The sequence below is a fragment of the Acidobacteriota bacterium genome, assembly GCA_020853395.1.
In the GTDB taxonomy this organism is placed as follows: Bacteria; Acidobacteriota; Vicinamibacteria; order Vicinamibacterales; family SCN-69-37; genus JADYYY01.
The window spans coordinates 33056-46032 of the sequence record JADYYY010000007.1 but is presented as its reverse complement, the minus strand read 5'-3'; the positions used below and the strand labels follow the sequence as shown (position 1 = coordinate 46032).

The following is a 12977-nucleotide window of genomic DNA, read 5'->3' as shown; positions in this document are numbered from 1 at the left end:
TCGATGCCTGCGCTCGACCTCGCGGCACTGAAGCAGCAGCTTCAGCTCGCGCGCCTCGCGCCGGTGTACCTCTTCGTGGGCGAGGACGTGAAGCTCGTCGATCGGATGGTCGACGCAGTGGAGGCCGTGATCGATCCGGCGGATCGGCCGTTCGCCGTCGAACATCTCTATGCCGGTGAACCGGGAGGCGCGCCAGCCGACGTGGCTGCCGCGGCCCGCAGCCTGCCGATGCTCGGCGCACGCCGCATCGTCATCGTCAGAAGAGCCGAACGTCTGCTGAAGCCGAAACGGGCCGCCAGAGCGCCGCTCTCCGACGACGACAGCGAGGAGGGCGGCGACGAGGTCGTGGACGTGCAGGCGCTCGAGGACTACCTCGCGTCGCCCTCGCCTTCCACGACGCTGGTGTTCGTCGCCCTCGACGTCGACCGCACGCGACGGTTCACGAAGAAGCTGCTCGAGCAGGCGGCCGTCGTCGAGTTCCGCGGGCTCGCCGCCGATGGGGCGGCCGCCCGGCGTGAGGGCCGGCGGACCGCCGCGGAATGGCTGCAGGACGAGCTGAAGCGTGCCGGACGCCCCATCGAGCCGGACGCGGCCAGACTGCTCGCCGATCGGGCTGCCAACGACATCTCGAAGCTTCGCGGCGACGTCGAGCGCCTGCTGCTGTTCACGCAGGGAAGGGCGCGCATCACGTCGGACGACGTGATGGAGGTGTCGGCGGAAGAGCATGCGGTCGACGATGAATGGGCCGTGGTCAACGCCATCGCGGAAGGGAACGCGGCGCGCGCGCTGGACGAAGTCGGCCGACGAATGGATCGCGGGGATTCCCCGCACGCGCTCGTCGGGCAGTTGCGCTGGTGGGTGTCGTCCCGGCTGGCCGAAGGCGATCCGTCGCGGGTGCGCGGCGCGCTCGAGGCGCTGCTTCGAGCCGACCTCGCCTTGAAGAGCTCGGGCGGAGACGACCGCGTGTTGATGGAACGGCTGGTGGTGGAACTGACCGGCCGGCCGCTGCCGCAGCGGGGCTGGAGCGGCCGGCGCTGACGCGCGCGAGACGCGAGACGGAGAGCGGCTACTTCGCGGCCGACGCGCGCAGCCGCTTCGCCAGCCGCGACTTGTAACGCGCCGCAGCGTTGTCGTGGATGATGCCCTTGGCCGACATCTTGTCGATCAGCGAGAACGTGCCGCTGAGCGCCGCCTTCGCCTGATCGGCCTGGCCGGAGGCGAGCGCCGTCCGAATGTTCTTGAGACCGGTGCGCAGCTTCGAGCGCAGTTCGCGATTGTGCGCCGTGCGCTTGATCGTCTGGCGGTGCGCTTTCACCGCCGATGCATGTCGAGTCGCCAACTCTGTCTCCTTGCGTCCTGGGCCAGGGACCGACGTCCGCTGGCCGACGAATACCCGTTGTGAACGTGCACGGACGCGAGCGCCCGTTGACGTTCAAACCTGGAAGTATAGCACTGCGGCCTACGCGCCGCCTTCTTTGGCCTGGCGGAGGCGCCGCCGTTCGCGGCGGTCCGGCGCGCCATCGCTGGCCGGGCGCCGCTTCGGGCCCGCCAGCCGGAGCAGATCGAGCATCGCCTGGGCTTCCGGCGAGGGCGGCGGCGTCGTGTCCTCGTACAGCAGCCGAGCCTGCGCTTTCGGGATGTGTCGTGTCGCCACGGCCTTGACGACGACGCGCTGGCGGCGTCCGAGAGCCCGCGTGATCTCGACGACGTCTCCCGCACCGATTTCGCGGTGCGGCTTGGCTGCCTGGCCGTTCACGTCCACCTTGCCGCCTTTGCAGGCCTGCTGCGCGGCCGTGCGCGTCGGGAAGAGGCACGCGACGTCGAGCCAGACGTCCAGACGAAGCCGCGGCGCAGCGACGTCGGTCATCGGAGGGTGTTGGCCACCAGCGCGCGGGCCTCGGTCAGCAGCTCGTCGATCCGCGACGGATCCTTGCCGCCGGCTTCGGCGAAGTCGGGCCGCCCGCCACCGCCGCCGCCGACGATGGGCGCCAGGACCTTGACGAGCTGACCAGCCTTGACGCGGTCGGTGAGATCCTTCGTGACCGACACGAGCACCTGCACCTTGCCGTCCTGCTCAGACGCCAGCACGACCACGCCCCGCTTCAGACGATCGCGAAGCGAGTCCGACAGCGAGCGGAGCGCGTCCTTGTCGAGGCCCTGCACTCTCCGCGCGATCAGACGCACGTCTCCGATCGCGACCGCGTCGTCTTGCTCCGGCGCCGCGCCGCCGAGGGCGAGTTTCATCTTCAACTGCTGGTTCTCGCGCGCGAGCCGTTTCGTCTCGGCCTGCAGCCGGCCGACGGCCTCGGCGGCGTCGGCGTCGGAGACGCCCAGCGCCGAGAGCGTCCGCGTCAACGTGGCGGCCATCGACTGCAGGCGCTCGACGGCCCCCGCGCCGGTGAGCGCTTCGAGGCGACGCACGCCGGCCGCCACGCTCGACTCCTCGGTGACGACGAACGGTCCGATGTCGCCCGTCCGGCTCACGTGCGTGCCGCCGCAGAGCTCCTTGCTGAAATCGTCCACGGTGACGACGCGCACGTGATCGCCGTACTTCTCGCCGAAGAGCGCCATCGCGCCGTGCGTGATCGCCTCTTCGGTGCGCTGCACGTCGGTGCGCACCTCGGCGTTCCGGAAGATCTGCTCGTTCACTCGCCGTTCGATGTCCCGCTTCTCGTCATCGGTCAGCGCCTGGAAGTGGGTGAAGTCGAATCGGAGCCGGTCGGGGCTCACGAGCGAGCCGGCCTGGCGCACGTGGCTGCCGAGGCGCTGCCGCAGCGCGGCATGGAGCAGGTGCGTCGCGGTGTGGTTTCGGCGCGTGGCGTCGCGCGCGCCGGCGTCGACGACGGCGTCGACGGTGAGACCCCGCATCAACGGTTGCTGCGCCGCGACACGGTGCGCGCGGGCACCGCCAGGAAACAGACGCGCCATGCCCGTGACGTCGGCGGCGACCGGGCCGCCAGCGATCCGCAGGCTGCCGCTGTCCGATACCTGCCCGCCAGACTCGACGTAGAACGGCGTCCGGTCGAGCACGATCCATCCGTCCTGGCCGGCCGGCAGCTCCGCGACCTGGCGCCGATTCGCGTCGAAGACGGCCTCGATGACGGCGCCGCCGACGGTCGTGGTCGTGTAGCCCTCGAAGCGATCGCCGAGCCCTTCGAGACGGCGGCGTTCGGCGTCGCCGGCGAGCTCGAACGCGGTGCCCTTCTTCGTCTCGAACGCGCTCGACGCGCGCGCTCGTTCGCGTTGAGCCTCCATCGCCTGCTCGAACGCCGCGCGGTCGACGGCGAGGTCGTGCTGCGCCGCCAGATCCTCGGCGAAATCGAGCGGCACGCCGAGCGAATCGTACAGCTTGAAGACGTCCGCGCCGGACAGCGAGCGCGAGCCGGTCGCGATCGCGCGGGTGATGAGCTCCTCCAGCCGCGGGAGACCGGCCGTGAGCACCGAATCGAACCGCTCCTCTTCGGCGCGCACGGTTCGCACGATGGCATCGCGATGCGTCGTGAGGTCAGGATAGGCGCCCGACATCTCCGCGACGACGACGTCCACGAGATCGAAGAGGAACGGCTGCGTGAAGCCGAGCTTCTTGCCGTGGCGCATCGCGCGGCGCATGATCTTGCGCAGCACGTAGCCGCGCCACTCGTTGGACGGAACGACGCCGTCGCCGATGAGGAACGTCATCGCGCGCAGATGATCGGCGACGACGCGCATGGAGACGTCCGCATGGTCCGTGACGCCTGCCGCCGCCGTGTACCGGCGTCCGGAGCGGGCACCGATGGCCTCGAGAATCGGCGTGAACAGATCCGTGTCGTAGTTCGACACCTTCCCTTGAATGACGGCGGTGATCCGCTCGAGCCCCATCCCCGTGTCGATCGACGGCGCGGGCAGCGGCGAGAGCGTGCCGCGCTCGTCGCGCTCGAACTCCATGAAGACGTTGTTCCAGACCTCGACGTAGCGCTCGCACGAGCAGTCCACGCCACGGCAGACGGGCTGATCGCACGGCACGTCGTTGCCGCGGAAGTAGTGGATTTCCGAGCAGCGGCCGCATGGCCCGGTCTCACCCATCTGCCAGAAGTTCTCGGCGAGGCCCAGCTCCGTGATGCGCGCCGCCGGCACGAGCCGCGTCCAGATCGCAAAGGCCTCGTCGTCGCGCGGCACGCCGGCTTCTCCCTTGAAGACGGTGGGGAAGAGGCGGTCGGGCTCGAGCCGCCAGACGCGGGTGAGCAGTTCCCAGGCGAACGGAATGGCGTCCTGCTTGAAGTAGTCGCCGAACGAGAAGTTGCCCAGCATCTCGAAGAAGGTGTGATGCCGGAGCGACGGCCCGACGTTGTCGAGATCGTTGTGCTTCCCGCTGACCCGCATGCACTTCTGCGTCGTCGTCGCGCGCGTGTAGTCACGGCGTTCCCGGCCGAGGAAGAGGTCCTTGAACTGGTTCATCCCGGCATTCGTGAAGAGGAGCGTCGGATCGTCGGCCGGCACGAGCGACGAGGAGGGGACGATCCGGTGGCCCTGAGACGCGAAGTAGTCGAGGAAACCCTGGCGAATCTCGTTGGCGGTCATGAACTGACCATTTTAGCGAAAGCGCGGATGCGGCCGGGCTCAGTCGTCGGCGTCGGGCTCGTCGCGAAGCACCTTGCGAATGGTCTCTGGAGGGAACCCACGGCGGAGCAATTGCTGGAAGACGCGCCGGCGCTCGGCGGGCGACGAGCGCTCGGTCAAGCGCTTCCGGGTGAGGTACTGCCTGATGGCGGCGAGCTCATCGTCGGCCGGCGCCGCCTGACGGAGGACATCCTCGATCACGCTTCGACTGATGCCGCGCGCCTCCAACTCGCGACGGATGCGCAGCCGGCCCCGCCCTTTGATACGCGCGGCCGTTTCCGCATACGCCGCGGCAGTGCGCCGATCGTCGACGGCGTGCTCGTCGATCAGCCGCTGGACGACGTCCGTGACGTCGGAGGGCGCATAGCCCTGGTCCGTCAGCTTCGCGGTCAGCTCCGCGGCCGTTAGGTCACGGCGGCCCAAGAGCCGCAAGGCGGAGAGCCGCGGGTTGTCCAATGGCGTGAGGGAGGACGGCGGTTCGTGTGCGCCCGTCGCGCGAGCGCGCGTTGCCCGGCGCCGCGAGCGCGTCAGCATCAGGCCCCGAAGCGCTGCAGGCTGCCGGTCATGCTGCCCATGGCGACGGCAGCCGCCGTGCCCGGCGTGATGCCCCGGAGCCGCATGCGGAACTCTTCAACGTTCGTCACCCAGCGTTCGGCTTCCTCGACGGTCACGAGCTGCTGCTGACAGAGGCCCAGGATTGCCTGATCGAAGCTCTGCATGCCGTACTCGGAGCCGCCGGCGACGATCGCGTCGGCGATGAGCGACGTCTTGTCGCGATCCACGATGCAGTCGCGGATGTAGGGCGTGGACACGAGCACCTCGGCGGCCAGCACCCGGCCCTGCCCGTCGGCACGGGGCAGCAGACGCTGCGAGACGGCCGCGCGCAGCACGCGGGCGAGCTGGGTGCGGATCTGATCCTGCTGGTGCGGCGGGAAGACCGCGACGATGCGGTTGATCGTTTCGGGGGCGTCGAGCGTGTGGAGCGTCGAGAACACGAGGTGGCCGGTCTCGGCCGCGACGAGCGCCGTCTCGATCGTCTCCTGATCTCGCATTTCACCGATGAGGATGACGTCGGGATCCTGCCGCAGGGCGGCCCGGAGGCCCGACGCGTAGGACGGCGTGTCGAAGCCGATCTCGCGCTGCGTCACGACCGCTCTGGCGTCCTTGTGGACGAACTCGATGGGATCTTCGATCGTCAGCACGTGCTCGGCACGCGTGCGGTTGATGAGATCGATGAGCGCGGCGAGCGTCGTGCTCTTGCCGCTGCCCGTGACGCCGGTCACGAGCACGAGTCCCCGCGTCTCTTGCGCGAGCTTGACGACGGCCGAGGGCAGACCGAGCTGTTCGATCGGCGGGATCTTCTCGGGGATGAGACGCATCGACACGGCGATCGTGCCGCGCTGCCGGAAGACGCTCGCCCGGACGCGCACGTTGCCCGGGGCCTGCCACGCCACGTCGACTTCGAGCTTGGTCTGGAGCCGCTCCTGGTGGATGGGCGGCAGCAAACGGGAGGCGATCGCCTCGAGGTGGCCGGGCGTCAGCGGCGCGACCGACGACCAGCGCTGCAGCACGCCGTTCAGCCGGACGAGCGGGGCGTGCCCGGCGCGCAGGTGGATGTCGGAAGCGCGGCTGGCGCTGGCGGCGGCGATGAGCTGATCGAAAGTCATGGCGTACGAGGGCCCGTGGTCCGGGCGCGACTGCACTCCTGCAAGTTGCCTGCCTGCCGTTGGCGCGAGCGGCGTCGACGTCGCGCGCCGGCGCGCGCGGCCTGATTCCGGAGAAGGCGGCGTCGAAGCCCGGCGGCAGCGCGGCGCCTCAACGCACTGGTCACCGGAGTCCCGCCGCGCTCAGCCCGTAACGATCCTGTCATCGGCTGACAGAATTCGCCGCCGGCGCCGCGCCGATCTATCGCTGCCGCGTCGGGATCTCGACCAACTGGAGCCAGTCGTGGGTGTCAGGCACGGCGCCGTTCACGTAGTCGAAGAAGGCGTTCTGCAGCACCGTGGTGACGGGGCCGCGCCGGCCGCTGCCGATCTGGATCCGGTCGACCGTTCGGATGGGCGTGATCTCCGCCGCGGTGCCGGTGAAGAACAGCTCGTCGGCGATGTACAGCATCTCGCGGGGCAGATCCTGCTCGCGCACCTCGAACCCCGCATCCTGCGCCAGCGTGATGACGCTGTCGCGCGTGATCCCGGGCAGCACGGACGCCGACACGGGCGGCGTGTACACGATCTCGTCGCGGACGAGGAACAGGTTCTGCCCGCTGCCTTCGCTCACGTGACCCTCCGGATCGAGCGCGATGCCCTCGGAGAACCCGCCGAGCATGGCCTCCATCTTGATGAGCTGCGAGTTCGCGTAGTTGGCGGCGGACTTGGCCATCGCGGGGAAGGTGTTCGGCGCGCTGCGCGCCCAGGAGCTGACGCACACGTCCACGCCCTGCTCGAGCGCCTCCGGACCGAGATAGGCGCCCCACTCCCACACGAGAACCGCGCCGTCCACCGGACAGTTGCGCGGATTCACGCCGAGCTCTTTGTAGCCGCGATAGATGATCGGCCGGATGTAGCAGGCTTCGAGCGCGTTGGCCTGGACGACGTCGACGACCCCCTGGGTCATCGCCTCGCGATCGATGCCGTAGTCCATCCGATAGATCTTCGCGGAGTCGTACAGCCGGCGCATGTGCGCGTCGAGGCGGAAGAACGCCGATCCTCTCGGAGTTCTGTAGCAGCGTGCGCCTTCGAAGACGGCCGAGCCGTAGTGGACGACGTGGGAGGCGACGTGAATGGTGGCGTTCGCCCACTCCACGAGCTTCCCGTTCATCCACACCTTGCCGGTGCCATCGAAGGCCATCGCTGTCTCCTGAAGAAGTCGTCGCGCTGTGCCGCCATGTCCGGGCGCCGGGCATCCGGATGGCGTGCGCGTGCCGGAAAAGGCGATCTTATCAGCCTTACTGCGTTTCCCCGCAGAACGGGCAGCGGCCGCCGCGCACCGGCAGCGGCTTGCGGCACTGCCAGCAGAAGCGGCCGACCGCCAGCTCACGCGTACGGTGGCGCGGTGTGACGGGGCGCGCCATCACCGGCCGCGGCGCAGCGACCCTGCCACCGGCGGCGACCGGCGTCTGTCGAGGGGTCGGACGGCTGACGTCGCGCCGCGCGGCGAGGATGTCGTGGAGCAGTTCCTCCGCGCGCTGGTAGCGCTGGGACACGGCCCCCTCGAGCGCGCGCATGACGATGTCTTCGATCGCCTGCGGAATCGAGGGCACGATCGTGCGCGGCCGGCTGACGAGCTCGCCCCGGCGCAGCTTCTCGAGATCGCCCGGCGCGGGCGTGTCGTACGGCAGCACGCCCGTCAGCATCTGATACATCGTCACGCCGAGCGAGTAGAGGTCGGAGGCGAACACGGCCCGTCCCTCGAACTGCTCGGGCGCCATGTACGGCGGGCTGCCGATCACGGTCGTCCCGTGCGCGGCGATCTCGAGGAACCGCGACGTGCCGAAGTCGCCGACCTTCAGGAGCCCGCGCTCGGTCACGAACACGTTCGCAGGGCGGAGATCGCGATGGATCACCCCCTGGGCATGCGCGTGCTCGACGGCGTTGAGGATCTGGCACGTGTAGTCGAGCGCCGTGCCCAGTTCGAGCGCGCCCTGCTCGAGGATCATCGTCTCCAGCGTCTCGCCGGGGACGTACTCCATGACGATGAAGAACACGCCCTCCTGCTTCTCGGCCGTCGTGACGCTCACGATGTTGGGATGGCTGAGCGAGGCGAGCAGGCGCGGCTCGCGCAGCAGCTCGCCGAAGTCCAGGTTCTGCTTGTGCGGCACCTTGATGGCGACGCGTTTGTCGATCCAGGTGTCTTCCGCGAGATAGACGGTGCCGAAGCCGCCGCTGCCGAGCGGCTCGATCAGTCGGTACTTGCCGAGCGACTGCCCGCGGAACATCGCGGCAAAGTATACCGACTTGATTCAGAATCTGCCCATGATTCGCCTGTACGTGCCGGAGGCCGCGCCGCCGATCGTGTCGTTGCCGGCGGGCGAGGCGCATCACGTGACGCGCGTGCTGCGGCTGCAGCCCGGTGATCCCGTGCTGGTCTTCGACGGACGAGGACGCGAGTGGGCCGGCCATCTCGCGTCGGTCGCGCGGGGCGGCGCGAGCGTGGCCCTCGAGGCCGAGCGTGCCGCGGTGGCCGAGCCGCCGGTCACGGTGACGCTTGGCAGCGGCCTGCTCAAGGGCGATCGGATGGACGCCGTCGTCCGCGATGCGACGGCGCTCGGCGTGTCGGCGATCGTGCCGGTGGTCTCGTCGCACGTGGCGCTGCCGCCCCGCGCCCGCGAGCAGCGGTCGGTGGAGCGCTGGCAGCGTGTCGCCATCGCCGCTGCGAAGCAGTGTGGGCGCGCCGTCGTGCCGTCGATCGAACCGCCCGTCGAACTGGCCGCGCTCGTCAGACGCACCGTGGCAGACGCGCGCAGGGTGATCTGCTGCGTCGAACCGGCGCGCGGCGGCGGCGCGCCGCTCGCGACGACGGATCGTCCGTCGAGCGCGCTCCTGCTCACCGGCCCTGAAGGCGGATGGTCCGAAGAGGAAGTGGAGCAGTGCCGCGGCGTCGGCGCGACGCTGCTCGATCTCGGACCGCGCACGCTCCGAGCCGAGCTCGCGCCCACGGTCGCGCTCAGCCTGCTGTGGTCTGCGTGGGGTTGGCGCTGAGCGGCGCGGCCCGCGTCATCACGTCAACGTGGTGAGCGGGTCGAATCCTGCGCTCGAAGGAGCGTCGCCGCGGTGCATGCCCGTCACCGTGGCGCCGCGGGCTGGTTCAGAGAATCGCCGGCGCTGCAGCGCGCACGGCCTCGACGGCCACCCAGCCCTCTTCCTCCGCGCGATGAACGACGGCCAGGCCCGCCCGGGCGAGGCCGGCCGAGACCTGCATCTCCTCGTCGGCCTGGAATCCGCTCGCGAGGAGCGTGCCGCCCGGGGTGAGCCAGCGCGCGAGCCGGGGCGCGTGTCGTTGGATCATCGCGCCGGTCAGGTTGGCGGTGACGACGTCGAAGGCGTCGAGATCGTGTGCGGTCGCGAGGTCGACGCGTTCGAGCTGGATCGCCTCCGCATCGTTGAGCGCGAGGTTCTCCCGCGCCGACGTCAACGCATCGTCGTCGTAATCGATCCCCGTAACGGGCCGAGCGCCGCACTTCCATCCGGCGATCGCCAGGACCCCGGAGCCGGTACCGACGTCGAGCATGGCCCTTCCGGCGAGGGTCATCCGCTGCAACAGCGCGAGGACGAGGCGGGTCGATGCGTGGTGGCCGGTGCCGAATCCCATCGAGGGCTGGATGACGATCACGATCCGATCGTCGCGGTCGCGTTCCGCCGCTTCACGCGCCCACGGCGGCGCGACGACGAGACTGCCGACCTGGACGGCGCCGAGCGCCGACTGGCTGCGCGCCGCCCAGTCCTCGTCGTTGACCGTCACGACGCCGCAGGTCAGCGCCGGGTGCGCGTCGGCGACGAGCGCCGCGGCGCGATCGCGGTGCGACGGCTCCGCGAAGAAGAGGCGGATGCCGTCGGTCAGCTCTTCGATCGCCGTCGGCATCGCTTCGTCGACGTCGGCGAGCAGGCACTCCACGATCTCCGGATCGGGATGCGCCGGCCAGCGCACCTCCAAGGCGGGATGATCCCGGCTCACCCGAAGAGATCCTTGACCTTCTCGAAGAACGGTTTCTCGGTGTCGCCGCCTGGCGGCGTCGCGGCGATCTGCTCGACCGTCATCGTCTGGCCGAGTTGATCGACGAGCTTCTTCTGCTCTTTGGTGAGCCGCCTCGGAACCTCGACCACCGCGCGGACGTGGAACGTGCCCTTGCCGCGGCCGGTCACGCTCGGCATGCCCTTGCCGCGGAAGCTGATCATCGCGCCGCTCGGCGTGCCGGCCGGGATGTCGACGGTCAGCGGCCCGGCCGGACCGTCCACCTTGAACGATCCGCCGAGCGCCATGGTCGGATAGGGCACGGGGACCTCGACGTAGAGGTCATCGCCGTCACGCCTGAACACCGCGTGCGGCCGCACGTGCACGACGACGTAGAGGTCGCCGGTCGGACCGCCGAGCGCGCCGTGTTCGCCCTCGCCGTGCAGGCGCAACCGCTGGCCATCGTCGATGCCGGCCGGAATCCGCACCGTCACGCGGCGCTCGCGAGCGATCTGCCCGGTGCCGCGGCATCCCGGGCACGGTTGCTTGACGATCTGTCCGGTCGCGCCGCAGGCCGCGCACGGCCGGGCGACGACGAGAAACCCCTGCTGGAAGCGGAGCTGGCCGGTGCCGCGGCAGTGCGGACAGGTTTCGGGCGTCGTACCCTTCGCCGCACGCGTGCCGTGGCACTGATCGCACGGCTCGTCGCGCGGAATCTGAATCGTCGTCTCGGTTCCGCTGAACGACTCCTCGAACGAGATCTCGAGATCGAAGCGCAAATCGGCGCCGCGAGCCGGACCCGCCCGCCGCCCGCCCGCGCCGAACCCGAAGAAGTCGCCGAGGATGTCGGAGAAGTCCGCGAAGATGTCGGGATTGAACCCCGGGCCCTGAGGGCCGGAACCGGACACGCCGGCGTGGCCGAACTGGTCGTAGCGCGCGCGCTTCTCCCGGTCGCCCAGGACGGCGTACGCTTCGGCCGCTTCCTTGAATCGCTCCTCGGCCTGCTTGTCGCCGGGGTTGCGGTCGGGATGGTTCTTGAGCGCCAGCTTCCGGTAGGCGCTCTTGATCTCCTGCTCCGACGCGTCCCGTGCGACCCCGAGGATTTCGTAGTAGTCGCGCCGGCTCACGCTTTCGCCACCTTCACCATCGCCGGCCGGAGGAGGCGCGATCCCATCCGGTAGCCGCGCCGGACTTCCGCCGTGACTTCGCCGTCGGGCCGGCCGCCGGCCGGCTCGCTCGCGAGCGCTTCGTGCCATGCCGGATCGAACGGCTTGCCGACGACGTCGAGCGGCTCGACGCCGCGACGGCGCATGAGGTCCAGGAGCTGACGGCGAATCAGCTCGACGCCCTCACGATAGCGTTCGGCGCCGGGTTCGGGCGGCACGGCGAGCGCGCGCTCGAGGTCGTCGACGATCGGCAGCAGATCGCGGATGACGTCCTGGCCCGCCGTTTCGGCGAGCTCTCGACGCTCGCGGTCCGTGCGCTTGCGGTAGTTGTCGAACTCCGCCGACGTGCGGAGCAGCCGATCGTAGAGATCGTCGCGCTCGCGGCGCAGCGTGTCGTCCGACGACGCCGCGGCGCCGTTGCTCCCGGCAAATTCTTCACTGGACATGATGGATGGTGCTAGGGGCCTTCGAGCACACGCTCGACAGCCCGGGAAATGACGTCGACCACCGAGATCGCGCGTTGATAGCGCATGCGCGTCGGCCCGATGACGCCGACGGTCCCGAGGCGATCGCCGTCCTGGAACGTGGACGCGACGAGGCTGAACGGCCGCAGATCGGGTGAGCGGTGCTCGGATCCGATCACGACCGTGATGCCGCCCGCGTCGATCGATCGCGTCAAGAGATCGACGAGCTGGTGTTTCTCCTCGATCATGTGCAGCAAGAGCCGCAGCGTCTCGAGCGTCCGCTGGCGATCCTCGCCATCGCCCGCCAGGCCGTCCACGAGGTAGGAGGCGCCCTGCACGTACAGCAGCTCGGGCGGTTCCACCTGGTCGAGGCCAGACCGCGCGAGCGTCAGCGCCCGGCGGACGAGCTCGTCGTAGAGCTGCCGCTCTTCGCGCAGGCGCTGCAGGATCGCTTCCCGCACTTCGTGCAGGGTGCGGCCGGCGAACTCGCTGTTGACGTAGTTGGCTGCCTGCGAGAGCGTCGTCGACGAATATCGCTCCTCGGTGTCGATGACTTTCTGGGTGATGACGCCGCCGACCGCCACGATGATCACGAGCACGCGCGTGCCGTCGAGCGGCACGAAGTCGAGATGCTGGAGCCGCGCGCCGGCGTTGGCCGGCGCCAGCGCGAAACCGATCTGATGCGAGGCGCGCGACAGCTCCTGCGAGGCGGTCTCGAGCAGGTCGCTGACGGTTCCTGAGCGCCGCAGCCTGGCTTCGACGTCGCTGGCCGGCCGCGCGCGGCGCCGCGACTCGAGCAGCGAGTCCACGTACAGGCGATACCCGAGATCGGTCGGAATGCGTCCGGCGGAGGTGTGAGGCTGCCGGACGAGCCCCTGCTCTTCGAGACCGGCGAGGATGCTGCGGACCGTGGCGGGCGACAGGCCCAACGCACAATGTTCGGCGACCCACCCCGACGACACGGGCTCGCCGTCCTCGACGTAGGCGTTCACGAGCGTCGCGAGAATCCGAAACTGCCGCGTGGTCATAGGCTTAGCACTCTCCAGGCGAGACTGCTAACTGACGAAAGAGTATAGCAAAAGGC

12 protein-coding genes are annotated in these 12977 nt (G+C 69.7%); 2 read left to right on the top strand and 10 right to left on the bottom strand.

The annotated features are described in order from the left end of the window. The first annotated feature begins 3 nt into the window (after positions 1-3). Positions 4-1038, top strand: coding sequence for a DNA polymerase III subunit delta (gene holA / locus IT184_05945; protein ID MCC7008338.1), 1035 nt, complete (start codon positions 4-6; stop codon positions 1036-1038). Positions 1039-1066: 28 nt separating this feature from the next. Here the strand turns inward: holA and rpsT are convergent, their stop codons facing one another. The 7 genes from rpsT to IT184_05910 form a co-directional block, all read right to left on the bottom strand. Continuing rightward, positions 1067-1339: a 30S ribosomal protein S20 gene (gene rpsT, locus IT184_05940; GenBank protein MCC7008337.1), complete on the bottom strand. Its 273-nt coding sequence runs from the start codon at positions 1337-1339 to the stop codon at positions 1067-1069. A 120-nt stretch (positions 1340-1459) separates the two neighbouring features. After that, positions 1460-1867: an RNA-binding S4 domain-containing protein gene (locus tag IT184_05935; GenBank protein MCC7008336.1), complete on the bottom strand. Its 408-nt coding sequence runs from the start codon at positions 1865-1867 to the stop codon at positions 1460-1462. Beyond that, positions 1864-4557: an alanine--tRNA ligase gene (alaS, locus tag IT184_05930; protein MCC7008335.1), complete on the bottom strand. Its 2694-nt coding sequence runs from the start codon at positions 4555-4557 to the stop codon at positions 1864-1866. Before alaS ends, IT184_05935 begins: the two co-directional genes overlap by 4 nt. A 39-nt stretch (positions 4558-4596) precedes the next feature. Further along, complete coding sequence (locus tag IT184_05925; GenBank protein ID MCC7008334.1) at positions 4597-5019, bottom strand: regulatory protein RecX; 423 nt, start codon at positions 5017-5019, stop codon at positions 4597-4599. A 110-nt stretch (positions 5020-5129) separates the two neighbouring features. After that, positions 5130-6263 carry a PilT/PilU family type 4a pilus ATPase gene (locus tag IT184_05920; protein ID MCC7008333.1) on the bottom strand — a complete coding sequence of 378 codons (1134 nt, stop codon included), beginning with the start codon at positions 6261-6263 and terminating at the stop codon, positions 5130-5132. Between the two features lie 238 nt (positions 6264-6501). Continuing rightward, entirely contained in the window at positions 6502-7443 is a 942-nt protein-coding gene (locus IT184_05915) for a branched-chain amino acid transaminase (GenBank protein MCC7008332.1), read from the bottom strand. A 97-nt stretch (positions 7444-7540) separates the two neighbouring features. Beyond that, positions 7541-8530, bottom strand: coding sequence for a serine/threonine protein kinase (locus IT184_05910; GenBank protein MCC7008331.1), 990 nt, complete (start codon positions 8528-8530; stop codon positions 7541-7543). A gap of 37 nt (positions 8531-8567) precedes the next feature. Here IT184_05910 and IT184_05905 point away from each other — a divergent pair, with 37 nt between their 5' ends. After that, positions 8568-9293 (top strand): 16S rRNA (uracil(1498)-N(3))-methyltransferase, encoded by a 726-nt coding sequence (locus IT184_05905; GenBank protein MCC7008330.1) that lies wholly within the window; start codon positions 8568-8570, stop codon positions 9291-9293. Positions 9294-9399: 106 nt separating this feature from the next. On the opposite strand, the gene IT184_05900 is transcribed toward IT184_05905, so the two are convergent. The 3 genes from IT184_05900 to hrcA form a co-directional block, all read right to left on the bottom strand. Further along, positions 9400-10266, bottom strand: a complete 867-nt coding sequence (locus IT184_05900; protein ID MCC7008329.1) for a 50S ribosomal protein L11 methyltransferase — start codon at positions 10264-10266, stop codon at positions 9400-9402. Further along, entirely contained in the window at positions 10263-11519 is a 1257-nt protein-coding gene (gene dnaJ / locus IT184_05895; protein MCC7008328.1) for a molecular chaperone DnaJ, read from the bottom strand. The genes IT184_05900 and dnaJ overlap by 4 nt, the downstream gene beginning before the upstream one ends. Before the next feature lie 367 nt (positions 11520-11886). Continuing rightward, positions 11887-12921, bottom strand: a complete 1035-nt coding sequence (gene hrcA / locus IT184_05890; GenBank protein MCC7008327.1) for a heat-inducible transcription repressor HrcA — start codon at positions 12919-12921, stop codon at positions 11887-11889. Positions 12922-12977: the final 56 nt, after the last annotated feature.

Bases quoted from the DNA above. Each gene is read 5' to 3' on its own strand.
- holA (MCC7008338.1), top strand. From the start codon at position 4: ATGCCTGCGCTCGACCTCGCGGCACTGAAGCAGCAGCTTCAGCTCGCG.
- IT184_05935 (MCC7008336.1), bottom strand. From the start codon at position 1,867: ATGACCGACGTCGCTGCGCCGCGGCTTCGTCTGGACGTCTGGCTCGAC.
- alaS (MCC7008335.1), bottom strand. From the start codon at position 4,557: ATGACCGCCAACGAGATTCGCCAGGGTTTCCTCGACTACTTCGCGTCT.
- IT184_05920 (MCC7008333.1), bottom strand. From the start codon at position 6,263: ATGACTTTCGATCAGCTCATCGCCGCCGCCAGCGCCAGCCGCGCTTCC.
- IT184_05915 (MCC7008332.1), bottom strand. From the start codon at position 7,443: ATGGCCTTCGATGGCACCGGCAAGGTGTGGATGAACGGGAAGCTCGTG.
- IT184_05910 (MCC7008331.1), bottom strand. From the start codon at position 8,530: ATGTTCCGCGGGCAGTCGCTCGGCAAGTACCGACTGATCGAGCCGCTC.
- IT184_05905 (MCC7008330.1), top strand. From the start codon at position 8,568: ATGATTCGCCTGTACGTGCCGGAGGCCGCGCCGCCGATCGTGTCGTTG.
- dnaJ (MCC7008328.1), bottom strand. From the start codon at position 11,519: ATGGCACGAAGCGCTCGCGAGCGAGCCGGCCGGCGGCCGGCCCGACGG.
- hrcA (MCC7008327.1), bottom strand. From the start codon at position 12,921: ATGACCACGCGGCAGTTTCGGATTCTCGCGACGCTCGTGAACGCCTAC.